The sequence below is a fragment of the Nocardioides euryhalodurans genome (genome assembly GCF_004564375.1).
Classification (GTDB): domain Bacteria; phylum Actinomycetota; class Actinomycetes; order Propionibacteriales; family Nocardioidaceae; genus Nocardioides; species Nocardioides euryhalodurans.
The window spans coordinates 3,302,154-3,324,132 of the sequence record NZ_CP038267.1 but is presented as its reverse complement, the minus strand read 5'-3'; the positions used below and the strand labels follow the sequence as shown (position 1 = coordinate 3,324,132).

Sequence of the window (21,979 nt, the reverse complement as noted above, 5' to 3'; positions counted from 1 at the left end):
ACACTCCAGTTACCAATGCGTCAAGCGTGCAGGTCCGCGATGTGACGCCCGAGCTCGGCCATCGTCCCCCGCAGCTCGACCGGCAGCAGCACCTCGACGTCGGCCCCGAGCGCCAGCAGCTCCTGCGCGGCCACCTCGTAGGACGGGAACCGGAAGGAGCCCTCCACCCAGGAGGGCCGGTCGGGGTGCGGTTCCGCGCCCGGTCGGGGCCGCCACGCCTCGGGCCGCCCCTGCACGAGGGCGAGCTGGAGCGCCGATGGCGAGAGCCGGACGCGGACCCGGCGCAGCCTGCCCGCCGGCGCGACGATCCCGGCGGGGAGGGCGGGCACCTCGTGGTCGAAGGTGTCGAGCAGCTCGAACCCGCCACGGCAGCCGCGTACGGCGTAGACCGGGACGCCAGCGGAGCCGAGCCGGTCGAGGTCGCGCAGGACGGTCCGCTCGGACACCTCCAGCCGACGGGCCAGGTCCCCCGCGGTCAGTCGGCCGCCGTTCTGGAGGAGCAGCAGCAGGCTGAGCAGCCGGCGCGCACTCACGGACAGTCTCCGAACACTGACACATGATGTCAGGTATGGGCGGGCAGCATGGTCACCATGACGACCTTCGAGGCCCGCACCGACATCGCCGCCACCCCCAGCCGGGTCTGGGACGAGCTCCTGGACCTGACGGCCTGGCCGTCCCGGGACACGTCCCTGGGGCGCCTCGAGGGCAGCCTGGTGCCCGGTGGCCGCGTCACCATCCACGTCGAGGGCAGCTCGCGCGCCTTCCGGCTGCGGGTCGTGGAGCTCGAGCCGGGCCGCCGGGTCGTGCTGCGCGGGGGAATGCCGCTGGGGCTGTTCAGCGGCACCCGCCACTACACGCTGGAGCCCAGCGGCGACGGCCGGACCACCTTCACGATGGCGGAGACGTACGCCGGCCTGCTCTCGCCCCTCGTCACCCGCTCGATCCCGGACATGCAGCCCGCCTTCGAGGCGTTCGCCGCCGGACTGCGGCGAGACGCCGAGGCCGCCACGAGCGTGGCCACCCACGACCGGGAGGACCGAGCATGATCGACCACGTCGAGGGCACCGGCACGGCCGAGGACCCGTGGATCCTGACCACCCCGCCCGGCAGCTCGGAGTTCGACGCCTGGCACGACGAGGACAAGGACGCGCTCGTGGTCCGGGTCGGCTCGACCACCCTGAGCTACCAGTGGCGCTGCCTCGCCGACCTGCACGCGATGCTGCTCGAGCACGGCGACTGGATGCCGCTGGGCAACGCCGACGAGCAGAAGGTGGCCAAGCCGGGCACGGTCGAGGCGTGGGCACGGTCCGCGGGCAACCCGGTCGGTGGGTGGTACGGCCTGCGCAAGGGATACCGGGGCCGCTTCGGCACGTACGTCCCCCCGGTGCTGGAGCACCTGGGGCTGGCCGAGCTCGAGCACCAGCCGCGCAACAACCGGATCCGCGCCCGGGAGGCGTGACGGGTCTGCTGGCGGTCCGCCCCGGGTAACTTCGAGGCATGAGCGAGGACTACCGGACCGAGCACGACTCCATGGGGGAGGTGCGGGTCCCCACGGCCGCGCTGTGGCGGGCCCAGACCCAGCGCGCCGTGGAGAACTTCCCCATCAGCGGCACCGCGGTCGAGCCGCGCCTCGTCCGTGCCCTGGCGCTGGTGAAGCAGGCGGCCGCGCGGGCAAACCGGGAGCTGGGGGTGCTCGACGGCGACCTCGCGGCCGCGGTCGAGGAGGCCGCGGCGGCCGTGGCGGCCGGAGAGCACGCCGACCAGTTCCCGGTCGACGTCTTCCAGACCGGCTCGGGCACCAGCTCCAACATGAACATGAACGAGGTGCTCGCGACCCTCGCGACCCGATCGGGACCCGACGTCCACCCCAACGACCACGTCAACGCCAGCCAGTCGAGCAACGACACCTTCCCGACCGCGATCCACGTGGCGGCCACGCTGGCCGTCGTCGAGGACCTGCAGCCCGGGTTGCGCGCCCTGCACGACAGCCTGGCCGCCAAGGCCACCGAGTTCGCCGGTGCGGTGAAGTCGGGGCGGACCCACCTGATGGACGCCACGCCGGTGATGCTGGGGCAAGAGCTCGGCGGCTACGCCACGACCCTCGCGCTGGCCTCCGAGCGGCTCGACGCCGTCCTCCCCCGGGTGCGCGAGCTCCCGCTCGGCGGGACCGCGGTCGGCACGGGCATCAACACGCCGTCCGGCTTCCCGGAGCGCGCCATCGCCGCGCTCGGCGAGCTCACCGACCAGCCCTTCGTCGAGGCCCGCGACCACTTCGAGGCGCAGGCCACCCGCGACTCCCTCGTCGAGCTGAGCGGGGTGCTGCGCACGATCGCGGTGGGCCTCACCAAGATCTGCAACGACCTGCGCTGGCTCGCCAGCGGCCCGACGACGGGCCTGGCCGAGATCCGGCTGCCCGACCTGCAGCCGGGGTCCAGCATCATGCCCGGCAAGGTCAACCCGGTGCTCCCCGAGGCGACGCTCATGGTCTGCGCGCAGGTGGTCGGCAACGACGCGGCCGTCGCGTGGGCGGGAGCGAGCGGGAGCTTCGAGCTCAACGTGCAGATGCCCGTGATCGCACGCAACGTCCTGGAGTCCGTACGCCTGCTGTCGACCTCGACCCGGACCCTCGCCGAGCGCTGCGTCGACGGCATCGAGGCCGACGTCGAGCGGATGCGCGGCTACGCCGAGTCCTCGCCCTCGATCGTCACGCCGCTCAACAAGGTCGTGGGCTACGAGGCGGCCGCCAGGATCGCCAAGCAGGCGATGGCCGACGGGGCCACGATCCGCGACACGGTGCTCGCACTGGGTTACGTCGAGCGCGGCGAGATCACCGAGGAGCAGCTCGACGAGGCGCTCGACGTGGAGTCGATGACCCGCCCCTGACGTCGAGATGGGCCCCCTGCAACCCCTGAGATGGCCTTCAGCAACGCTCGAGATGGGAACGCGAGCCCATCTCGGCGGATGGGGGGCTCAGTACCAGTTGTTGGCCTGCTTGAACTCCCAGGCGCCGCAGGGGGTGCCGTACGAGTCCTGGATGTACTCCAGGCCCCAGCGGATCTGCGACTCGGCGGAGGTCATGTAGTCGGCCGGCAGGTCGTGCAGCTCGGTGAGCGCCTGCGGGATGCCGTAGGCCGAGGACGTCGGGTTGTCGGCGTCGACGCGCCAGTTGCTCTCGCTGACGTACAGCGCGTCGAGGCAGGAGAACTGGTCGGAGGAGAAGCCGTACTCCGGCAGCAGCGCGCGACCGATCTCGCGCGGGTCGGCCTCGGAGAGGTCCTCGGTCCGGGTCACGGCCGGTCCCCCGGCCTGCGAGAGCGAGGCCTGCTTGCCGCTGTCGGCACGGTCGCGGCTGTCCGAACGGGACACGACCTCGGCGCGGTCCTCGAGCTCGGCCTGGCTGATCGCAGCCGCGATCGGCTCCGACGACGTGCTCGAGGAGGTGCTCGACGAGGTCGAGGCCGCGGTGTCGGAGGAGACCGGCTCGGCGGAGCCGTCGAGGACACCGCCGATCACCGGGACGCCGGTGGCGGCGACGGCCACCGAGGACAGCATGACGGTGTTGCGGACGACCGTCGCAGGCGCGGAGCGCGCAAAACGGTCACCGCGGGACTGCCGGTGCTTGGGGGCGTGCTTCTGGCGCGTTTCAGTCACAGGAGGCATAAGGGAGGGGGAGTACGGGGGTTGGCGACACGGTCAGGACCACTGCGAGACGGAGGCCCGAACCACCAAGGTCACAGAATGATCACGAGCCACCTTGCAGGAGACGGGACGGGCGTGCAAACCGAACCGCGCAATTGGCCCCCGATCGGGACGCGATTCGCGTCACAGAGCGCCACACCAGTCACCACAGTCACACGGGCCACGACAGCCCCGCGGCGTACGCCGGGGAGCAGCCGTGGCCCGTGCCTGAGCGTGTCAGAGCGTGACGTTCTCCAGCATCTCGGTCACCAGGGCGGCGATCGGCGACCGCTCGCTCCGGTTGAGCGTGACGTGGGCGAACAGCGGGTGGCCCTTGAGCTTCTCGACCACCGCGACCACGCCGTCGTGCCGCCCGACCCGCAGGTTGTCGCGCTGCGCGACGTCGTGGGTGAGCACCACCTTGGAGTTGGCGCCGATCCGCGAGAGCACCGTCAGCAGCACGTTGCGCTCCAGCGACTGGGCCTCGTCGACGATCACGAAGGCGTCGTGGAGCGAGCGGCCGCGGATGTGGGTCAGCGGCAGCACCTCGAGCATCCCGCGGTCGAGCACCTCGTCGATCACGTCGCGCGAGGTCACCGCCCCGAGGGTGTCGAAGACCGCCTGCGCCCAGGGGTTCATCTTCTCCGACTCCGAGCCGGGGAGGTAGCCGAGCTCCTGGCCGCCGACCGCGAAGAGCGGCCGGAAGACGACGACCTTCTGGTGCTGGCGACGCTCCAGGACGGCCTCGAGGCCGGCGCAGAGCGCCAGCGCGGACTTGCCGGTGCCGGCCCGGCCGCCGAGCGAGACGATCCCGACCTCCGGGTCGAGCAGCATCTCGAGCGCGACCCGCTGCTCGGCGGAGCGGCCGTGGATCCCGAAGGCCTCCCGGTCACCCCGCACCAGGTGGACCTGCTTGTCGGCCCCGACCCGCCCGAGGGCGGTGCCGCGGTCGGAGAGCAGCACCAGGCCGGTGTGGCACGGGAGCTCGCGCGCCTCGGCGAGGTCGAGCGTGCCGTCGTCGTACAGCTCGTCGAGGTCGGCGCTGGTCACGTCGAGCTCGTCCATGCCGGTGTAGCCGGTGTCGGAGTCGCTGATCCCCTCGGCGCGGTACTCCTCGGCGTCCAGCCCGACGGCGGACGCCTTGATCCGCATCGGCAGGTCCTTGGAGACCAGGGTGACGCAGTGTCCTTCCTGCGAGAGGTTGTGGGCGACCGCGAGGATCCGGGTGTCGTTGTCGCCCAGCCGGAAGCCCGAGGGCAGCGACCCCGCGTCGGTGTGGTTGAGCTCGACCCGGACGCTGCCGCCCTCCTCGCCCACGGGGACGGCCTCGTCGAGCCGGCCGTGGGTGATCCGCAGCTCGTCGAGCAGCCGCAGGGCGGAACGGGCGAAGTAGCCCAGCTCCGGGTGGTGCCGCTTGCCCTCCAGCTCGGTGATGACGACGACCGGCAGCACCACCTCGTGCTCGTGGAAGCGGCGGATCGCACCGGGATCGGCGAGCAGCACGCTGGTGTCGAGCACGAAGGTCCGGGGATCCCCCGGAGCTGCGGCGGTGGAGGTCGGGCTGGAGGCGGGCGCCTGGGTCTTCCTGGCCGTGGTCGGCACGATGTCACCCCTCGCGGACCGGCGCGCGCACTCCTCGCCCGGTCCTGGTTCTACGCAGTGGACCGGGCAGGACGCGGTGGACCGGAGTGCCGGCCCCCGTGGCCGCGGCGGGGTCTCCGCCACGTCCGTCGGTCGTGATGAATCACGAACTCTTCCTCCCAGCACGACGAGCTTCCCCACTCGCCGTTACCTCCGGAAAGTACGCCTGGCCCACGACCCGGTCACAGCGACACGCCCGAACGGGGGGTGACAGGAAGGTGAAGGATCTCAGGAACCGAAGCGGCGCTCGCGCTGGGCGTACGCCCGGATCGCGCGCAGGAAGTCGACCCGGCGGAAGTCGGGCCAGTACGCCTCGCAGAAGTAGAACTCCGACCGCGCGCTCTGCCACAGCAGGAAGCCGCCGAGCCGCTGCTCGCCGGAGGTCCGGATCACGAGGTCGGGATCGGGCTGGCCCTTGGTGTAGAGGTGGTCGGCGATGTGCTCCACGTCGATCACCTGCGCGAGCTCCTCGAGGCTGGTGCCCTTGGCGGCGTGCTCGGTGAGCAGGGAGCGTACGGCGTCGGCGATCTCGCGCCGGCCGCCGTAGCCGACCGCGATGTTGACCAGCAGCCCGTCGACGTCGCGGGTCTCGTCGGCGGCCTGCTTGAGCCGGGTGGAGGTGCGCGCGGGCAGCAGGTCGAGAGCCCCCACCGGGTGGAGGCGCCAGCGCCGCTGGGCGGCGAGCGTGGCGACCGCCTCCTCGATGATCTCGAGCAGCGGGTCGAGCTCGGCGGCGCTGCGGTTGAGGTTGTCCGTCGACAGCAGCCACAGCGTGACCACCTCGACGCCGACCTCCTCGCACCAGTCGAGCAGCGGCTCGATGTTGGCGGCTCCGGCGCGGTGGCCGTGGGCGGTGTCGTGGCCGACGGCCTTGGCCCAGCGCCGGTTGCCGTCGAGCATCACGCCCACGTGCTTCGGGATCTGGTCGGCCGGCAGGGCGCGCACCATCCGCGACTCGTAGGCGGGATAGAGGACCCGGCGGACGGAGTCCTTGAGACCTCGCAACGTCGCCACGGCTCCGATGGTAGTCCTCGTGACGTCCGTCGCATCGGCCCCGCCGCGCCCACGACTCGCGTAGCCTCGTCGCATGAACGACGTCGTGCGCCAGGGCCTGGACCACCTCGCCCACGACGTCGCCGAGATCAGGGAGCAGATCAAGCCGAGGCTGCGTGGCTGGCTCCACCTGGTCAACGCGCCGCTCACGCTGGCGGCCGGCATCGTGCTGATCGTCCTCTCCCCCACCGCCGCCACCCGCCTCGGGTCGGCGATCTTCGCGGGCTCGGCGCTGGTGCTGTTCACGGTGTCGGCGGTCTACCACCGCGGCACCTGGTCACCGCGCGTGCACGACGTGCTCAAGCGCTTCGACCACGCCAACATCTTCGTGCTGATCGCGGGCTCCTGCACGCCCTTCGCGATCCTGCTGCTGGAGGGTGTCGAGCAGTGGTCGATGCTTGCGATCACCTGGGGCGGCGCCCTGGGCGGGGTCGCGCTCAAGGTGCTCTGGGGCGGCGCGCCCCGGTGGCTGTCGGCGCCGATCTACATCGCGCTGGGCTGGGCGCCGATCTTTTTCTTCGGCGACTTCGTCACCGGCGCCATGGGCTACGGCGACGGGATCGGGACAGCCGTGATCGTGCTCGTGGTCGTCGGCGGCGGCCTCTACACGCTGGGCGGCGTGGTCTACGGCACCAAGTTCCCCGACCCGTCCCCGCGCTGGTTCGGCTTCCACGAGGTGTTCCACACCTTCACGATCCTGGCGTTCGTCAGCCACTACGTCGGCGTCTCGCTGGCGACGTACTCGCTGCGCTGAGTCTCCCCTTTTTCGCGGCGTGTGCCTGAGACCGGCGCAGGGACCGGTCTCAGGCACACGCCGCGATCAGAGCCAGGACGGGTCGGTGACCGGCCGCTCGCACACCAGGTGCCGGCAGACGTACGCCGCCGGCCGGCCGTCGACGGGGTGGCGGTCACGCAGCAGCGGGACGTCGTCGCGGGCGGAGTCGGCCACCACCACGACCGCGCCGCGACGGCGGCGGGCCGCCAGCGCGAGCGCGTCCCGATCCGGACCGGCCGGACCCACGACCGCGATCTCCTCGGGGCCCTCCAGCATCGCCTGGGCGGCGGCCAGCGACCAGCCCGCGAAGCGGGGCGCCTTCCCGGCGATCGGAGCGACGGTGGCCAGGGCCGCCTCGGCCGCGTCGCTGTGGCGGCCCGAGCCGGTGAGGGCGGCGTACGTCGCCAGGGCGTGCACCATCGACGACAGCCCGGACGGCGAGGCGTTGTCGGAGGGGTCCCGCGGACGCGCGATCAGCGCCTCGGCGTCGTCGGCGGTGTCGAAGAAGCCGCCGTCGTCGGTCCTGAAGTGCTCGAGCGCACCGTCCAGCAGCACGCCCGCGCGCTCCAACCAGACCGTCTCACCCGTCGCCTGCAGCAGGTCGAGGAAGCCGGCCGCGACGCAGCCGTGGTCCTCGAGCACCCCGGCGGGAGCGCCCACGACACCGTCGCGCGAGACCCGTCGCAGCCGGCCGCCCACGAGGTGCACCCGCCACAGCAGGGCCCCCGCCGCCTCGGCCGCGTCGACGTACGACGGGACCCCGAGCAGCGTGCCCGCCACGCACAGCCCGCTGATCGCGAGCCCGTTCCAGGCGGCGACCACCTTGTCGTCGCGGGCCGGCCGCACCCGCTCCTCGCGCGCAGCCCGGAGCCGGCGCTGGACGTCGAACCACCGCTCGAGGTCGTCGGGGTCCTCGCGCAGCTGCAGCGTGGAGGCTCCGTGCTCGAAGGTGCCGGTCTCCGTGACCTCCAGCCAGCGGGCGGCCCACGGGCCGTCCTCGGGACCGAGCACCTCGGTCAGCTGCGCGGGCGTCCAGACGTAGTAGGTGCCTTCGGCACCCTCGGAGTCGGCATCCAGCGCGGAGGCGAAGCCGCCCTCGGCAGTGCGCAGCTCGGCGAGCAGGAAGTCGGCGATCCCCTCGGCCGCCCAGACACCGACGTCGGTCCCCCACTCGGCGTAGGCCCGCAGCAGCAGGGCGTTGTCGTAGAGCATCTTCTCGAAGTGCGGGACCTCCCAGCCGGCGTCGACGCTGTAGCGCGCGAACCCCCCGCCGAGCTGGTCGTGGATGCCACCACGAGCCATCGCCTCCAGGGTCTGCCCCGCCATCGCGAGCGCGTCATCCGAGCCGTGGCGCAGCAGGAACGCCAGCACCATCGACGGCGGGAACTTCGGCGCCCCACCGAAGCCGCCCCGCTCGGCGTCCAGCTCGCCCTGGAGCGTCCGGACCGCCGCGTCGAGGGCGTCGGCCCCGATCGGCGCGGCCGCCGCCGCTAGCGGCTGGCGCAGGTGGTCGCGCAGGTTCGTCGCCACCCGGCGTACGTCGTCGGCGCGGTCCCGCCAGGCCTCGGCCAGTGCCTCGAGGACCTGGCGGAAGCTGGGCTGGCCGTGCCGCGGCTGGTCGGGGAAGTAGGTGCCGGCGAAGAACGGGTTGCCGTCGTGGTCGAGCACGCAGGTCATCGGCCAGCCACCGTGCCCGGTCATCGCTGTCGTCGCGTTCATGTAGACCGCGTCGACGTCGGGCCGCTCCTCGCGGTCGACCTTGATGCTGACGAAGTGCTCGTTGAGGTACGCCGCCGTCGCCTCGTCCTCGAACGACTCGTGCGCCATGACGTGGCACCAGTGGCACGCGGCGTACCCGACGCTGAGCAGCACCGGCACGTCCCGGCGCCGCGCCTCCTCGAAGGCCTCGGGCTGCCACTCCCACCAGTCGACGGGGTTGTCGGCGTGCTGCAGCAGGTACGGCGACGTGGCGTCGGCGAGTCGGTTCGGCATCCGTCCACGCTAGCCGTCGACCCGAGGGGCCCGCGGACCCTCAGGCCGGCCCGAACGGCAGCAGCTCCTCGTTCCCTTCCCGGACCACCACGCAGGTGGACTCGGGCACCTCCCGCCACGCGCCGCGCAGGTCACCCAGCGGTTCCGACACCACCAGCCGGGCGTCGTCGGAGAGGTCGTGGAGGACCGGGTTGTCCGGGTACTGCTGCCGGAGGGTCGAGACGTCGGTGCTGTGGAAGAGCGACCGCGACCGACCCTCGCTGGAGTAGCGGAACGCCCAGGTGGTCTCGCCGTCCGTGGTGGCGACCGTCATCTGCATCGGGAGGGCGACGCCGTGGCTGCGCCCCACCTCCTCGACCACCCCGACCGCGCGGGCGACCGCCGCCGGCGGGTCCTCCCGGAGCCCGAGGGAGAGGGCGAGGAAGAAGAAGACCTCCGAGTCCGTCGAGCCCTCGATCTGCGGGTAGAGGTCCGGGTCGACCGCGAGGACCAGGTCGCGCTTGAGGACCGGGAAGTCGGTGATGGCCCCGTTGTGCATCCACAGCCAGCGGCCGTGGCGGAACGGGTGGCAGTTGGTCTGCTGCACCGCCGTGCCCGTCGAGGCGCGGATGTGGGCGAAGACCCGCCCCGCCCGCGCGTGCGCCGACAGCTCCTTCAGGTTGCGGTCGTTCCACGCCGGCTCGGTGCAGTGGTAGAGGCCGGGGGTGTCCTCGGCGCCGTACCAGCCGACGCCGAAGCCGTCGCCGTTGACGGTCTCCACGCCGAGCTGCGAGTGCCTGCTCTGCACGACCAGGGAGTTGGCCGGTTTGTAGAGCAGGTCCTCCAGGAGCACCGGTGAACCCGAGTATGCGAGCCAACGACACATCACGACCCCCTTGTCGTCACGAGCGGACCACGGCGACGTGGCAGCGCGGATCCCCCGCGCCGGATGAGGCTGCTCAGGACCGCCCGGGCTGGGGGGGTTCGCTAGCGTTCGGGCCATGGACGACCCCCGATGTCCCCGCCGTTCACGTCCCGCCACGGCGGGGGGTGAACGGGGCTGATGGACTCCCAGACCTTCCTCAACCTCGGCCTGGTCGTGCTGTTCGTCCTGGTGGGCGGCGTGTTCGCCGCCACCGAGATCGCGCTCGTGTCGCTGCGCGGCAGCCAACTCACCCAGCTCGCGCGCCAGGGTGCCCGCGGCGCGAAGGTGGCCGCCGTCGCTCGCGACCCCAACCGGTTCCTCGCCGCCGTCCAGATCGGGGTCACCGTCGCCGGCTTCTTCTCGGCCGCGTACGGCGGCTCGACGCTGGCACCCGACCTCGCGCCGTACCTCGTGGACCTCGGACTCCCGCAGGGCGCCGCCGACACGACGGCGCTCGTGCTGATGACGCTGCTCATCGCCTACCTCTCGCTCGTGCTCGGCGAGCTGGTCCCCAAGCGCCTCGCGCTGCAGAAGTCCGCGGGACTGGCGCTCGCGGTCACGCCCACGCTCGACCGCTTCGCCACCGTGATGCGACCCGTGATCTGGCTGCTGTCGGCCTCCACCGACGCGCTGGTCAAGCTCCTGGGTGGTGACCCGAAGGCCACCGGTGAGGAGCTGAGCGAGGAGGAGCTGCGCGACCTGGTGTCCACCCACGACTCGCTCGAGGACCAGGAGCGACGCATCCTCCAGGACGTCTTTGCCGCGTCCAGCACCTCCATCCGGGAGGTGATGCGCCCGCGCGGCGACGTGGCGTTCGTGGCGGCCGACCTCCCGCTCCTCGACGCACAGCGGGTCGCCCGCTCGCAGCCCTACTCCCGCTACCCGATCACCGGTGAGGGCTTCGACGACGTGCTCGGCTTCCTCCACGTCCGCGACCTGCTCGACCTCGCGGCCGACGACGACCGGCGGGTCCGCGACGTGGCCCGTCCGGTGCTGCTGCTCCCCGGGACGAACAAGGTGCTGCCCTCGGTGTCCCGGATGCGCCACGAGCGGACCCACCTCGCCGTGGTGGTCGACGAGTACGGCGGCACCGACGGGATCGTCACCCTGGAGGACCTCGTCGAGGAGCTGATCGGCGACATCGAGGACGAGTACGACTCCCCCGCACGGGCGGCCCGCGAGGGTGACGACCGCACGGTCGAGGGTGGCACCAGCCTGGAGGACTTCGCGGAGGCGACCGGCATCGAGCTGCCCGACGACGGGACCTACGAGACCGTGGCCGGCTTCGTCATCGCCCGGCTCGGGCGGATCCCGGAGGTCGGCGACGTCGTCGCGGTCGGCGACGCACGGCTGGAGGTGTCGTCGATGTCGGGCCCGCGGGTGACCGGGCTGACGGTGCACCCGGCTCCGTAGGTCAGGACGTCCAGACGTGGGCGACCTCGTCGACGAGCGCCTCGCTCTGCCGCAGGCCCGACCGTGCGGCCGGCGGCCGTCGGGTGGGGTCGAGCAGGTTCCTGCCGAAGTCGGCGAGCGCCTGCGGGTCGGGCGTGATCACCGACCACTCCCGCGGCGCCACCCTCTCGAGCTGGGCGCGGATGGAGGTGCGCTTGCTGAACGACCGTGGCAGCGGCGCCAGCACCACGACCCGCTCCGCACCGGCCACGAGGTCGACGTTGGCGGTGGAGCGCATCCCGCCGTCGACGTAGTGGTGGCCGTCGATGGCGACCGGCGGCCACACGGTCGGGACGGCGCAGCTCGCGGCGACGGCGCTCACGAGGTCGACCCCGGAGTCGCGGTCGAAGACGGTGAACCGGCCGGTCTCGGCCTCGACGGCGGTGATCCGGAGGTCGCGGTCCTGCGGCCACTCCGAGACCGCGATCCGGTCACGGAAGACCGCCTCGCGGTCGGCCGAGCCGGGCGGGTGGGAGCGCATCGCGACCTTGCCGACCCGCCGCAGCTTGTCACGCCCGCTTCCCGGCAGGACGTACGGCGGCACCAGCTTCAGCGTGGCGATCCGCGACATCCGGCCGCCGACCTCGGCATCGGCCGGGGTGAGCTGCTCGGCGTACATCTCCTCGATCGGGATGCCGGACGCCAGCTGCGAGCCGACCACCGAGCCGGCGGAGGTCCCGACGACCATGTCGGCGCCCGCCAGGTCGATCCCGGCACGCGCCAGCCCGGCGAGGATGCCGAGCTCCCAGGCGATGCCGGTGATGCCTCCACCACCGAGGACGAGGGCGGTCCGGCCCCTGGTTCGCGTCATGACTCCCGAGCCTATGCTCCCCGGCATGGGAGGACACTGGGGAGACCGCCTGCGGGACCCGGTGTTCTGGAGCGACGTGGTCCAGCTGTTCAAGACCGTCGTCGCGGCCGTCATCGCGTGGGTGCTGGCAGCCACCACCTTCGACCTGCCGCAGCCGTTCCTCGCGCCGTGGGCCGCGATCCTGGTCGTCCACGCCACCGTCTACCGGACCTTCTCGCGCGGGCTCCGGCAGGTTGCCGCCGCCGTGCTGGCGGTGCTGCTCGCCGCACTGGTCGGCAACCTGCTCGGGCTGGACACCGTGGCCGTCGCGGTCCTGATCGTGCTGGCCCTCGGACTGGGGTCGCTGCCGTGGTTCGGGACCGAGACGACGACGATCGCCACCACGGCCCTCGTGGTGCTCACGACCGGCTTCTCCGACGACACCCGGCTGCTCTCACGACTGCTCGACACGGGGATCGGCATCGCGGTCGGGCTGGCGGTCAACGTCGTGGTGTGGCCACCGCTGCGACGGCGTACGGCGATCGTCGCGATGAACCGCATCGACGACGGCATCGGCGAGCTCCTGGTCGACATCGGCACCGCCCTGGACCAGGGCGGCGGGGTGGTGGACGTGGCCGGCTGGATCGAGCGCACCCGCGACCTCGACGAGGAGCTCGACCAGGCCTGGGCCCTGGTCCGGCAGGCACGCGAGAGCGCCCGGATGAACCCCCGCCGCGCGGCGCACGAGTTCCGCGACCCGACGTACTGGACCGACCTGCTGCGCCGGATGGAGCAGGCGGTCGCGGAGACCCGCAGCATGGTCCGGACGCTCGGCGGCCCGCTGAACCCCAGCGACTCGTGGGAGCCCGCCTTCGCCGGGCCCTGGACCTCGTTGCTGGTCGCCGCCGGACAGGCGGTCGCCGACGCCGACCCCGGGGAGATCGGTGCGGTGCGGACGCGCCTGGAGCACCTCGTCGACGAGCTCTCGGCAGGTGGTCGCTCCGGGCAGTGGCCCGTCCACGGCGCCCTGCTGATCAACCTGCGCAACATCATCGACGCCATGGACGAGGTGGCGGCCGCCAACCCGCTCGGCCAGCCGCCGGTGCCGCTCTCCCGGCTCCGTCGCCGCCCGGCCGGCGGGCCGGGACCGGCGGCCTAGGATCGGGCCATGGAGCGCCAGCAGGTCGACGTCGATGCCTGGCTGGCGGAGCAGCACGACCCGACCCTCACCGCCCTCGACCAGATCCTGGTCGAGGGACTGCCGGGTCGCTCGCGGGCGCTGTGGACCGGCACCTTCTGGGGCGGGACCGAGCAGGCCATCGTCGGGTACGGCGACCTCGTGCAGCCGCGTCCGCGGGGCGCGGACGTCCACTGGTTCGCCGTGGGGCTGGCCCGGCAGTCACGCCACCACAGCCTCTACGTCAACGCCGTCGAGGACGGCCGCTACCTCGGCCCGCTCTACGCGCCGAGGCTCGGGCGGGTGAAGGCCGGGTCGGCGAGCCTGGCCTTCGGCTCCGTCGACGACCTCGACCTCGCCGTGCTCCGCGAGCTGGTCGGTCACGTGCACCGGGTCGTGCCGCCCGAGGGGTGACCACCCCTCCCGCGCGCCTGCTTCAATGCAGGGCATGGACGCAGACGCCTGGGACGAGCGGTACGCCGCGTCGGAGCTGGTCTGGTCGGCGACGCCGAACCAGTTCGTGGCGGTCGAGTGCGCCGACCTGCCACCGGGGACCGCGGTCGACCTGGCCGCCGGCGAGGGACGCAACGCGATCTGGCTGGCCGGCCTCGGCTGGCAGGTGACAGCCGTCGACTTCTCGCAGGTCGCCCTCGACAAGGGGCGCCGCCTCGCAGCGGAGGCCCTCGACGACGCGGCCCGCATCACATGGGTCCGCGGCGACGCGACCACGTGGCAGCCCGGGGAGCCGGTGGACCTGGTCGTCCTCGCCTACCTCCAGCTCCCGGCCGGCCAGCGCCGGGCCGCCGTACGCTGCGGCTTCGGGTCGCTGCGGGCCGGCGGCACGCTGGTGCTGGTGGCCCACGACTCGACCAACCTCACCGAGGGGACCGGCGGCCCACAGGACCCGAGCGTGCTGATGACCGCCGACGAGGTGCTCGCCGATCTCGAGGGCCTCGACCACCGGGTCGTGCGAGCGGGCAGGGTCGCGCGGGAGGTCGCTCCCGGCGACGACCACCGCGGCGAGCCCGCGCGGACGGCGTGGGACTGCCTGGTGCGGGTCGAGCGGGTCTGAGACGTCAGTCGCGGGGGGCGGTGTCGTCCTGCTCGACAGGAGTGACGGGCTCGTCGCCGTAGACCCCGGCGTCCTTGGCGGCCTGCGCCTTGCGGAGTTGCTTGACCAGGCTGAAGCCGAGCAGCGCGACGGCGACGCAGCCCCCCAGGAAGATCGCGAAGGCGGCCCAGCCTGCCTTGACGTCCTCGGGCTCGGGGCCCTGCGGCACCCCGTCGACGAGGGACACCAGGGCGGTCAGCAGCAGCATGCCCCCATTGTCTCAGGCCACCGGTGTCACTGCGGTGCCGGGATCCCGGCGAACAGGTCGTCCTCCGGGGTGGGTGAGTCGACGTGGCTGACGACCAGCTCGAAGTCCTCGGTCGGCCACACGTCGGCCTGCACCTCGCGGGGGATCGCGAACCAGTGGCCGTCCGGGTCGATCTGCGTCGCGTGGGCCAGCAGCGCCTGGTCGCGGACCCCGAAGTAGTCCGAGCACGGCACCCGGGTCGTGATCCGGGCGTCCCACTCCGGCTCCGGCTTCCACTCCTTGAGCCGCTCCCCCCACGGCGAGTCCAGCCCGTGGGCCAGCATCGCCTCGTGGAGCGCCTCCATCCGCGGCCGGTTGAAGGAGTGGTGGTAGTAGAGCTTCGCGGGCTGCCACGGCTCACCCGCGTCGGGGAAGGCGTCCGGGTCGCCGGCAGCCTCGAAGGCCGCGACGCTGACCTGGTGGCAGGCGATGTGGTCGGGGTGCGGGTAGCCACCGCGCTCGTCGTACGTCGTCACGACGTGCGGCCGGAACTCCCGGATCAGCCGCACCAGCCGCTCCGCGGCCTCCTCGACCGGAACCAGCGCGAAGCAGCCCTCGGGCAGCGGCGGCTTGGGGTCGCCGTCCGGCCACCCGGAGTCGACGAAGCCGAGCCAGTCCTGGGTGACGCCCAGGATGTCGCGGGCACGCTCCATCTCCTGCCGACGGACCTCGGTGATGTTGGCGAGGATGTCGGGGCGTTCCATCTTGGGGTTGAGGATCGAGCCCCGCTCGCCGCCGGTGCAGGTGACGACGTGGACGTCGACGCCCTCCGCGACGTAGCGCGCCGTCGACGCGGCCCCCTTGCTCGACTCGTCGTCAGGGTGGGCGTGGACGTGCATCAGGCGGTAGCCCGCACGAGGGCGCTGTGACATGGCGGCCAGTCTAGGTTCACGCCCCTGTGGGAAAATGGCGGGCATGTCCAGCCACACCGACCTGGCGGAGCGCTACGGCGCCCCGTCGGCGACCCGGCGCCGGCTGCTGCTCGGGGTCGTCGTCGCGGTCGTCGCGGCCGCTTCGGCGTGGCTGGCGTGGGCGACGCTCTTCCACGCGACCCCTGCGGTGCAGTCGGAGCTGGTGACCTTCGGGATCGTCGACGACCACGCGGCCACCGCGCGGGTGACCGTCGAGCTCGAGGACGGCGTGGTCGCCAGCTGCGTGCTGAGCGCCCTCGCCGAGGACCACACCACGGTCGGCGAGGTGGCCTTCGAACCGGTCGACGGGAGCAACGACGTGTCGATCCGGACCGAGCGCCGGGCGACCTCGGTGACCCTCGAGGGATGCACGGCCGAGGGGCAGCCGCGGCCCCGCTGACCGGCGTACGACCTGCGTCCTGCGCAGAAGGTTGCTAGCCTGTAGGACGTACATCCCGCAGGGCCGACCCGAACGACCAGGTCCGGCGGGTTTTTGTTTTTGTCTCCCGCAGGAAGTGAACAGCCATGACGCAGTCCGCCCAGCCGACCTCGGTCTGGCTGACCAAGAAGACCTTCGACCGGCTCAGCGCCGAGCTCGAGGACCTTCGTGGCCCCCGGCGCCATGAGGTCATCGAGCGGATCAGTGCCGCCCGGGACGAGGGCGACCTGAAGGAGAACGGCGGCTACCACGCGGCCAAGGACGAGCAGGGCAAGATCGAGGCATCGATCCGCCAGCTCGAGGAGATGCTCGAGACCGCCGACACCGACGCCGCCGCCGACGACGGCGTGGTGACGCCGGGCAAGCTCGTCACCTACCGCTTCGCCGGCGACGACGAGGACGCGAAGTTCCTCATGGGTGCCCGGGAGATCGAGGACGACTACGAGGACCAGGACCTCGAGGTCTTCTCCCCGCAGTCCCCGCTCGGTGCCGCCCTGATCGGCGCCAGCAAGGGCGAGACCGTGCAGTTCGAGGCCCCCAACGGCCGGACCCAGCGGATCGAGATCGTCGACGCGGTGCCGTTCACCGACTGAGCCGTCGACCGGGCGATCCGGTCGTCTCAGAACGCCCTGACCGGGCACTCGTGGTGACACGGGTGCCCGGTCGGTGCTTCTGGGGGCGCCTGACGTGCTCGGTCACTCGAAGATGCGGTAGCCGCACTCGCGCAGCCGCGTGATGACCTGCTCGGCGTGGGGCTCGCCGCGGGTCTCCATCTGCAGCCTGACCTCGACCTCGTCGAGCTGCAGGTTCGCCGAGATCCGCTCGTGCGCCACCTCGAGGATGTTGGCGCCGGCCTCTCCCAGCTCGTGCAGCAGCCGGGCCAGGCCGCCGGGCAGGTCGGGGATGCAGACCCGCAGGAAGAGGTAGCGGCCGGCCGAGGCCATGCCGTGGCGGATCACCTTGCCGAGCAGCAGCGGGTCGATGTTGCCGCCGGACAGCACGGCCACCGTCGAGCCGGCGTACGCCGTGGGGTGGTCGAGGATCGCCGCCACCGCGGCGGCCCCTGCCGGCTCGACGACCATCTTGGCGCGCTCCAGCAGCGCCAGCAGCGCCTGGGAGAGGGACTCCTCCGAGACCGTGATGATGTCGTCGACGTGCTGCTGGACCGCCGCGAAGGTGACCTCACCGGGCAGCCCGACCGCGATGCCGTCGGCCATGGTCTGCATCGACGCCAGCGGTTGCGGCGAGCCGGCCGCCAGCGAGGGCGGGAAGGCCGCTGCCCCCTCCGCCTGGACGCCGATGATGCGGACGTCGGGCCGGTGGGCCTTGACCGCGAGCGCGATGCCGGCCAGCAGCCCGCCACCGCCGGTCGGGACCAGCACCGTCTCGACGTCGGGCGCCTGGTCGAGGATCTCCAGACCGGCCGAGGCCTGCCCGGCGACGATGTCGACGTGGTCGAAGGGGTGGATCAGCACCGCCCCGGTCTCGGCAGCGAACTCGCGGGCGCGGACCAGCGCGTCCTCGAGGTAGCGGCCGTGGAGGACCACGTCGGCGCCGTAGCCCCGGGTGGCCTTCTCCTTGGGGATCGCCGCTCCCTCGGGCATGAACACGGTGGCCCGGATGCCGAGCATCTGGGCGGCCAGCGCGACGCCCTGGGCGTGGTTGCCGGCCGACGCCGCGACCACCCCGTGGGCGCGCTCGTCCGGCGAGAGCCGCGAGATGCGGACGTACGCCCCTCGTGCCTTGAAGGAGCCGGTGCGCTGGAGGTTCTCGCACTTGAGGCTGACCTGGCCGCCGGTGAGGGCAGACAGCCAGCGCGACTCCTCCATCGGCGTCACCACCGCGACGCCCTCCAGCAGCTCGCGGGCCGCGTCCAGCTCGGCGGACGTGGGAAGGTCAGTCACCGGGGGTCTCCTCCTCGACGGGTTCCACGGGTTCGCGCTCGACCTCGTCCGCCAGCGCCTGCTGCGGGTCCTCGCCGACGTCGGTCTGGCTCGCGAGGTGCTGGACCACGGCGTTGACGGCCGAGGCGAGCGGCACGGCCACGAGCGCCCCGGCGATGCCGGCGACCAGCACGCCGCAACCGATCGCGACGATCACCCCCAGCGGGTGCACCGACACGAAGCGGCCCATCAGGAAGGGCTGCAGCACGTGGCCCTCGATCTGCTGCACGGCGATGACCCCGGCGAGCATCAGCAGGGCGGTGATCGGGCCCTGGTCCACCAGCGCCACGAGGATCGCGACCGTGCCGGCCACCGTGGCGCCGACCATCGGGACGAAGGCGCCGAGGAAGACCAGCACGCCGATGGCGAGCACGAAGGGCACCCCGAGGACCGCCGCCACGATCATCACGCCGATCGCGTCGACGGCCGCCACGATCACGGTCGCGCGGACGAACTGGGTGGTGCTGCGCCAGGCGACCTGGCCCGAGCTGTCGACCTTCTCGCGGGCGGCCCTGGGCGCGAGCCGGACGGTCCACGCCCAGATCCGTTCGCCGTCGGCGATGAAGAAGAAGGTCGCGAACAGCACGATGAAGAAGCCGGCGACGACATGGCCGACGGCAGTGCCGACCTCGCCGATCTGGGTGAGCACCCCGCCCTCTCGGGTGGTCTCGGTGATCGCGCGCTGCACGTCGGTGAGGTAGCCGTCGAGCTGGGAGTCGCTGACCTTGAGGGGTCCGTCCTCGAGCCAGGCACGGATCTGGCCGATCCCGTCGACGACCGAGTCGGCGAGGTCGGTCGCCCCCGTCGCGACCTGCTGGCCGACGAAGGTGAGCAGCAGCCCGACCGACGCCAGCCCTCCCACGACCACGATCGCGGAGGACAGCTGGTGGGGCAGGGCGCGGTCGAGGAGGCGTACGAGCGGGGCCACGAGCGCCGCGATGAGCAACGAGATCGCGATCGGGAGGGCGATGACCGAGAAGAAGCCGATGACGCGGAACAGCAGGTAGCCGGCGGCGGCGATGACGAGGAAGCGCCAGGCCCACGCGGCGGCGAGGTCGACGCCGTACGGGACCTGGGCGCGCGCGACGTTGCTCGGCCCGCTGCGGATCGGCGGGGGCGGCTCGGGTCGACGCTCGGCCCGGGCCGTGGCCCACTGCTGGGCCAACCGCTCGGCGAGGCCCTCGTCGTGGCTGCGGCCGGGCAGGATCGGCAGGCGACGGCGGGGCGCGTGCTCCTCGCCGGGGCCGGACCGGTCTCCGTCGTCGTCCACGGTCGACAGGCTACTCAGCGGTCGCGAGCCGCTGCGCGAGGCGGTGGGCCGCGTCGGGGTGGTCCTGGGCCAGCAGCCCGATCGCACACAGGGCGTACTCGACGTCGACCACGACACGGGGTGACCGTGGCAGCTGCCAGCCGCCCTCGACGTCCTCCCCGAGGCTGTCGGCCAGGACGCGAGCGGTGACCCCGGGACGGCCGTTGCGCAGCACCCCGCCCGAGCCGACCAGCAGGTCGATCTCGCGGAGGTCCTTGCCGGTCCGTTCGACCACGCGCCCCTCCGGGCTCACGACGACGCGCGCACGTCCGGCGTGGCGCCGCAGCGCCAGTCCGACGGCGGCGCGAGCGATCTGCTCGTCGACGTCGGCCTCGGCGTCGTCGGCCGGGAGGTGTCCGGGTTGCTCCCGGAGCCGGCTCGCCACGGCGGCCAGCTCGGTCAGACCGGCGGCCTCGACGGTGGAGAGCGCCGACCAGCGCATGCCGAGGTCGCCCTCGACGGTGCGCGTGACGGGGGTGACGGCGACGACCTCGCGGGAGAGCCCGGCGTCCTCCGGGTCGAGCGCCACGACGCTGTGGACGTCGGTCGTGGCGCCGCCGACGTCGACCACCGCGACGTCCCCGGCCCCGGGATGCTCCTCGTCGAGTCCGTACGCGAGCAGCTCGACGCCGGCCAGCACCACGTCCGGGGTGGCACCCCGGACCATGCGGCGGAAGTCGTCGCTCGCGCTGAGGTGCTTGCCGCCGATCACGTGGGCCAGGAAGATCTCGCGGATCGCGGCACGGGCGCCGTCGGGGGCGAGCACCCCGATCCGCGGGACCACGTTGGGGGCGATCACGTGGGGCAGGTCGGCCAGGACCTCCGCGACCTCGTCGTGGGCGTCGACCGAGCCCGCCACGACGACGGGGCCGGTCCAGCCGGCGTCCACGAGGGCGCGGGCGCCGGCCACGAGGGACTCGGCGTTGCCGCCGTCGGTGCCGCCCGTCAGCAGCACCACGTCCGGCGCCGTGTGCCCGAGCACGGCCTCCAGACCGTTGTCAGGCACACGCGGCGAGGAGAGGGCGTGCACGGCGACCACCTTGCCGCCGCTGGAGAGCGCCACCCGGCGGCCGGCCTCGGCGGTGACGAGCTCCTCGTTGCCGAGCACCGCGACCCGCAGCCCGCCTCCCGCGCTCGAGCAGGCGAGCACCGCGGCGTCGGCGGCACGGGGATCCTGGCGGGCCAGCTCGTCACGGCAGGCGGCAAACCCGTCGAGGACGTCGGTGCCGATCGTGGTCGGGTGGCTGGCGGCGGCGACGATCCGCCCCTCGGCGAGGTCGACGAGCGAGGCCTTGGTGAAGGTGGAGCCGAAGTCGACGCAGACCAGCGCCCCACCGGACCCGGCGGCCTCAGTCACCGAGGGCCTGCTCCAGGTCCGCGACCAGGTCGGTGGCGGTCTCGATCCCGACGCTGAGACGGATCAGGTCGGCCGGGACCTCGAGGTCGGTGCCGGCGACGCTGGCGTGGGTCATCCGGCCGGGGTGCTCGATGAGGCTCTCGACCCCACCCAGCGACTCGCCCAGCGTGAACACGCGGGCCCGGTCGCAGACCTCGAGGGCGTGCTGCTCCCCACCGCTGACCCGGAACGAGACCATCCCGCCGAAGCGCGTCATCTGGCGGGCGGCGACCTCGTGGCCGGGGTGCTCGGCCAGGCCGGGGTAGATCACCTGGGTGACGGCCGGATGACCGGTGAGGAAGTCGACGACGGCCTCGGCGTTGTCGCAGTGGCGGTCCATCCGCACGCCGAGCGTCTTGAGGCCGCGGTGGGTGAGGAACGCGTCGAACGGGCCGGGGACCGCGCCGAGCGCGTTCTGGTGGTAGGCCACCCGCTCGGCCAGGTCGAGGTCACGCACCACGAGGGCGCCCCCGACGACGTCGGAGTGGCCGCCGACGTACTTGGTCGTGGAGTGCATCACGACGTCGGCGCCGAGCGTGAGCGGCTGCTGGAGGTACGGCGAGGCGAAGGTGTTGTCGACGACGAGGATCGCGCCGGCCTCGTGGGCCAGGCCCGCGAGCGCCTCGATGTCGCCGATGTTGAGCAGCGGGTTGGTCGGCGTCTCGACCCAGACGATCTTCGTCTCGCCGGGGCGGATCGCCGCGCGGACTGCGTCGACGTCGGAGACCGGCGCCGGGCTGTGGGCGAGCCCCCAGGCCTGCTCGACCTTGTCGAACAACCGGTGGGTGCCGCCGTACGCGTCGTCGGGGATCACGACGTGGTCGCCGGGCCGGCAGACCGTGCGGAGCAGGGTGTCCTCCGAGGCCAGGCCGGAGGCGAAGGCGAAGCCGCGCTCGCCCTCCTCGACCGCCGCCAGCGCGCCCTCGAGGGCGGTCCGGGTGGGGTTGGCGGAGCGGCTGTACTCGTACCCGCCGCGCAGGCCGCCCACGCCGTCCTGCTTGTAGGTGGAGGTGGCGTAGATCGGCGGGATCACGGCCCCGGTCGTCGGGTCCGGCTCGTATCCGGCGTGGATCGCGCGCGTCTCGAAACCGGCCTTCTCCGCATGCTCCTGGCTCACGTGACCGACCCTACTCACGCCCGGGACGGTGGGAAGGTTGGGAG

23 protein-coding genes are annotated in these 21,979 nt (G+C 72.7%); 10 read left to right on the top strand and 13 right to left on the bottom strand.

Going from position 1 to position 21,979, the window contains the following annotated elements; genetic code table 11:
• Positions 1–20 precede the first annotated feature (20 nt).
• Positions 21–533: an HTH domain-containing protein gene (locus EXE57_RS19830; protein ID WP_167305940.1), complete on the bottom strand. Its 513-nt coding sequence runs from the start codon at positions 531–533 to the stop codon at positions 21–23.
• A gap of 57 nt (positions 534–590) precedes the next feature.
• On the opposite strand from EXE57_RS19830, the gene EXE57_RS16105 reads away from it, so the two are divergent.
• Genes EXE57_RS16105 through EXE57_RS16095 form a run of 3 tightly spaced genes read left to right on the top strand, consistent with a single transcriptional unit; the run spans position 591 to position 2,883 of the window.
• Positions 591–1,046: an SRPBCC domain-containing protein gene (locus tag EXE57_RS16105; protein ID WP_167305939.1), complete on the top strand. Its 456-nt coding sequence runs from the start codon at positions 591–593 to the stop codon at positions 1,044–1,046.
• Positions 1,043–1,459: a DUF6855 family protein gene (locus tag EXE57_RS16100; RefSeq protein ID WP_135079232.1), complete on the top strand. Its 417-nt coding sequence runs from the start codon at positions 1,043–1,045 to the stop codon at positions 1,457–1,459. The genes EXE57_RS16105 and EXE57_RS16100 overlap by 4 nt, the downstream gene beginning before the upstream one ends.
• A 38-nt stretch (positions 1,460–1,497) precedes the next feature.
• Positions 1,498–2,883 (top strand): class II fumarate hydratase, encoded by a 1,386-nt coding sequence (locus tag EXE57_RS16095; RefSeq protein ID WP_135079230.1) that lies wholly within the window; start codon positions 1,498–1,500, stop codon positions 2,881–2,883.
• Positions 2,884–2,970: 87 nt separating this feature from the next.
• Here EXE57_RS16095 and EXE57_RS16090 read toward each other — a convergent pair whose 3' ends face one another.
• From EXE57_RS16090 to EXE57_RS16080, 3 genes are all read right to left on the bottom strand, one after another.
• Positions 2,971–3,651 (bottom strand): aggregation-promoting factor C-terminal-like domain-containing protein, encoded by a 681-nt coding sequence (locus EXE57_RS16090; protein WP_135079228.1) that lies wholly within the window; start codon positions 3,649–3,651, stop codon positions 2,971–2,973.
• 264 nt (positions 3,652–3,915) lie between these two features.
• Positions 3,916–5,280, bottom strand: a complete 1,365-nt coding sequence (phoH2, locus tag EXE57_RS16085) for an RNA 5'-3' helicase PhoH2 (protein WP_208542881.1) — start codon at positions 5,278–5,280, stop codon at positions 3,916–3,918.
• Between the two features lie 267 nt (positions 5,281–5,547).
• The gene (locus EXE57_RS16080; RefSeq protein WP_425271686.1) at positions 5,548–6,333 is read right to left on the bottom strand and encodes an isoprenyl transferase; all 786 of its coding nucleotides are present in this window, start codon (positions 6,331–6,333) and stop codon (positions 5,548–5,550) included.
• A gap of 73 nt (positions 6,334–6,406) precedes the next feature.
• Here EXE57_RS16080 and trhA point away from each other — a divergent pair, with 73 nt between their 5' ends.
• Positions 6,407–7,126, top strand: coding sequence for a PAQR family membrane homeostasis protein TrhA (gene trhA / locus EXE57_RS16075; RefSeq protein WP_135079224.1), 720 nt, complete (start codon positions 6,407–6,409; stop codon positions 7,124–7,126).
• A 66-nt stretch (positions 7,127–7,192) separates the two neighbouring features.
• Here trhA and EXE57_RS16070 read toward each other — a convergent pair whose 3' ends face one another.
• Both EXE57_RS16070 and EXE57_RS16065 read right to left on the bottom strand, forming a co-directional pair.
• Positions 7,193–9,139, bottom strand: coding sequence for a thioredoxin domain-containing protein (locus EXE57_RS16070; RefSeq protein ID WP_135079222.1), 1,947 nt, complete (start codon positions 9,137–9,139; stop codon positions 7,193–7,195).
• A 40-nt stretch (positions 9,140–9,179) separates the two neighbouring features.
• Complete coding sequence (locus tag EXE57_RS16065; protein ID WP_208542880.1) at positions 9,180–9,971, bottom strand: class II glutamine amidotransferase; 792 nt, start codon at positions 9,969–9,971, stop codon at positions 9,180–9,182.
• 210 nt (positions 9,972–10,181) lie between these two features.
• Between EXE57_RS16065 and EXE57_RS16060 the strand changes: the two genes are divergently transcribed.
• Positions 10,182–11,456: a hemolysin family protein gene (locus EXE57_RS16060; RefSeq protein WP_135079218.1), complete on the top strand. Its 1,275-nt coding sequence runs from the start codon at positions 10,182–10,184 to the stop codon at positions 11,454–11,456.
• Position 11,457: 1 nt separating this feature from the next.
• Here EXE57_RS16060 and EXE57_RS16055 read toward each other — a convergent pair whose 3' ends face one another.
• The gene (locus tag EXE57_RS16055; RefSeq protein WP_135079216.1) at positions 11,458–12,306 is read right to left on the bottom strand and encodes a patatin-like phospholipase family protein; all 849 of its coding nucleotides are present in this window, start codon (positions 12,304–12,306) and stop codon (positions 11,458–11,460) included.
• A 25-nt stretch (positions 12,307–12,331) separates the two neighbouring features.
• Here EXE57_RS16055 and EXE57_RS16050 point away from each other — a divergent pair, with 25 nt between their 5' ends.
• From EXE57_RS16050 to EXE57_RS16040, 3 genes are read left to right on the top strand one after another with little or no spacing between them, the layout of a single operon-like run.
• On the top strand, positions 12,332–13,444 hold the full coding sequence (locus tag EXE57_RS16050; protein WP_167305938.1) for an FUSC family protein: 1,113 nt from the start codon (positions 12,332–12,334) through the stop codon (positions 13,442–13,444).
• 9 nt (positions 13,445–13,453) lie between these two features.
• Positions 13,454–13,876, top strand: coding sequence for a hypothetical protein (locus tag EXE57_RS16045; protein WP_135079212.1), 423 nt, complete (start codon positions 13,454–13,456; stop codon positions 13,874–13,876).
• Between the two features lie 34 nt (positions 13,877–13,910).
• Positions 13,911–14,534, top strand: coding sequence for a class I SAM-dependent methyltransferase (locus tag EXE57_RS16040; protein ID WP_135079210.1), 624 nt, complete (start codon positions 13,911–13,913; stop codon positions 14,532–14,534).
• Positions 14,535–14,538: 4 nt separating this feature from the next.
• On the opposite strand, the gene EXE57_RS16035 is transcribed toward EXE57_RS16040, so the two are convergent.
• Positions 14,539–14,781 carry a hypothetical protein gene (locus EXE57_RS16035; protein WP_135079209.1) on the bottom strand — a complete coding sequence of 81 codons (243 nt, stop codon included), beginning with the start codon at positions 14,779–14,781 and terminating at the stop codon, positions 14,539–14,541.
• Positions 14,782–14,807: 26 nt separating this feature from the next.
• Complete coding sequence (gene mca / locus EXE57_RS16030; RefSeq protein ID WP_135079208.1) at positions 14,808–15,692, bottom strand: mycothiol conjugate amidase Mca; 885 nt, start codon at positions 15,690–15,692, stop codon at positions 14,808–14,810.
• Between the two features lie 43 nt (positions 15,693–15,735).
• Here mca and EXE57_RS16025 point away from each other — a divergent pair, with 43 nt between their 5' ends.
• Positions 15,736–16,131 carry a DUF4307 domain-containing protein gene (locus EXE57_RS16025; RefSeq protein WP_167305937.1) on the top strand — a complete coding sequence of 132 codons (396 nt, stop codon included), beginning with the start codon at positions 15,736–15,738 and terminating at the stop codon, positions 16,129–16,131.
• A 125-nt stretch (positions 16,132–16,256) separates the two neighbouring features.
• Positions 16,257–16,763, top strand: a complete 507-nt coding sequence (greA, locus tag EXE57_RS16020; protein WP_135079206.1) for a transcription elongation factor GreA — start codon at positions 16,257–16,259, stop codon at positions 16,761–16,763.
• A 102-nt stretch (positions 16,764–16,865) separates the two neighbouring features.
• Here the strand turns inward: greA and ilvA are convergent, their stop codons facing one another.
• Genes ilvA through EXE57_RS16000 form a run of 4 tightly spaced genes read right to left on the bottom strand, consistent with a single transcriptional unit; the run spans position 16,866 to position 21,935 of the window.
• The gene (ilvA, locus tag EXE57_RS16015) at positions 16,866–18,074 is read right to left on the bottom strand and encodes a threonine ammonia-lyase (protein ID WP_135079205.1); all 1,209 of its coding nucleotides are present in this window, start codon (positions 18,072–18,074) and stop codon (positions 16,866–16,868) included.
• Positions 18,067–19,383, bottom strand: a complete 1,317-nt coding sequence (locus EXE57_RS16010; protein WP_244246873.1) for an AI-2E family transporter — start codon at positions 19,381–19,383, stop codon at positions 18,067–18,069. The genes ilvA and EXE57_RS16010 overlap by 8 nt, the downstream gene beginning before the upstream one ends.
• A 10-nt stretch (positions 19,384–19,393) precedes the next feature.
• A complete protein-coding gene (locus tag EXE57_RS16005) occupies positions 19,394–20,779 on the bottom strand; it encodes a glutamate mutase L (RefSeq protein ID WP_208542879.1) in 1,386 nt (461 codons plus the stop codon).
• Positions 20,772–21,935 (bottom strand): cystathionine gamma-synthase, encoded by a 1,164-nt coding sequence (locus EXE57_RS16000; protein ID WP_135079204.1) that lies wholly within the window; start codon positions 21,933–21,935, stop codon positions 20,772–20,774. The genes EXE57_RS16005 and EXE57_RS16000 overlap by 8 nt, the downstream gene beginning before the upstream one ends.
• Positions 21,936–21,979: the final 44 nt, after the last annotated feature.

Bases quoted from the DNA above. Each gene is read 5' to 3' on its own strand.
- EXE57_RS16105 (WP_167305939.1), top strand. From the start codon at position 591: ATGACGACCTTCGAGGCCCGCACCGACATCGCCGCCACCCCCAGCCGG.
- EXE57_RS16100 (WP_135079232.1), top strand. From the start codon at position 1,043: ATGATCGACCACGTCGAGGGCACCGGCACGGCCGAGGACCCGTGGATC.
- EXE57_RS16095 (WP_135079230.1), top strand. From the start codon at position 1,498: ATGAGCGAGGACTACCGGACCGAGCACGACTCCATGGGGGAGGTGCGG.
- trhA (WP_135079224.1), top strand. From the start codon at position 6,407: ATGAACGACGTCGTGCGCCAGGGCCTGGACCACCTCGCCCACGACGTC.
- EXE57_RS16070 (WP_135079222.1), bottom strand. From the start codon at position 9,139: ATGCCGAACCGACTCGCCGACGCCACGTCGCCGTACCTGCTGCAGCAC.
- EXE57_RS16060 (WP_135079218.1), top strand. From the start codon at position 10,182: ATGGACTCCCAGACCTTCCTCAACCTCGGCCTGGTCGTGCTGTTCGTC.
- EXE57_RS16055 (WP_135079216.1), bottom strand. From the start codon at position 12,306: ATGACGCGAACCAGGGGCCGGACCGCCCTCGTCCTCGGTGGTGGAGGC.
- EXE57_RS16050 (WP_167305938.1), top strand. From the start codon at position 12,332: ATGGGAGGACACTGGGGAGACCGCCTGCGGGACCCGGTGTTCTGGAGC.
- EXE57_RS16045 (WP_135079212.1), top strand. From the start codon at position 13,454: ATGGAGCGCCAGCAGGTCGACGTCGATGCCTGGCTGGCGGAGCAGCAC.
- EXE57_RS16040 (WP_135079210.1), top strand. From the start codon at position 13,911: ATGGACGCAGACGCCTGGGACGAGCGGTACGCCGCGTCGGAGCTGGTC.
- EXE57_RS16035 (WP_135079209.1), bottom strand. From the start codon at position 14,781: ATGCTGCTGCTGACCGCCCTGGTGTCCCTCGTCGACGGGGTGCCGCAG.
- mca (WP_135079208.1), bottom strand. From the start codon at position 15,692: ATGTCACAGCGCCCTCGTGCGGGCTACCGCCTGATGCACGTCCACGCC.
- EXE57_RS16025 (WP_167305937.1), top strand. From the start codon at position 15,736: ATGTCCAGCCACACCGACCTGGCGGAGCGCTACGGCGCCCCGTCGGCG.
- greA (WP_135079206.1), top strand. From the start codon at position 16,257: ATGACGCAGTCCGCCCAGCCGACCTCGGTCTGGCTGACCAAGAAGACC.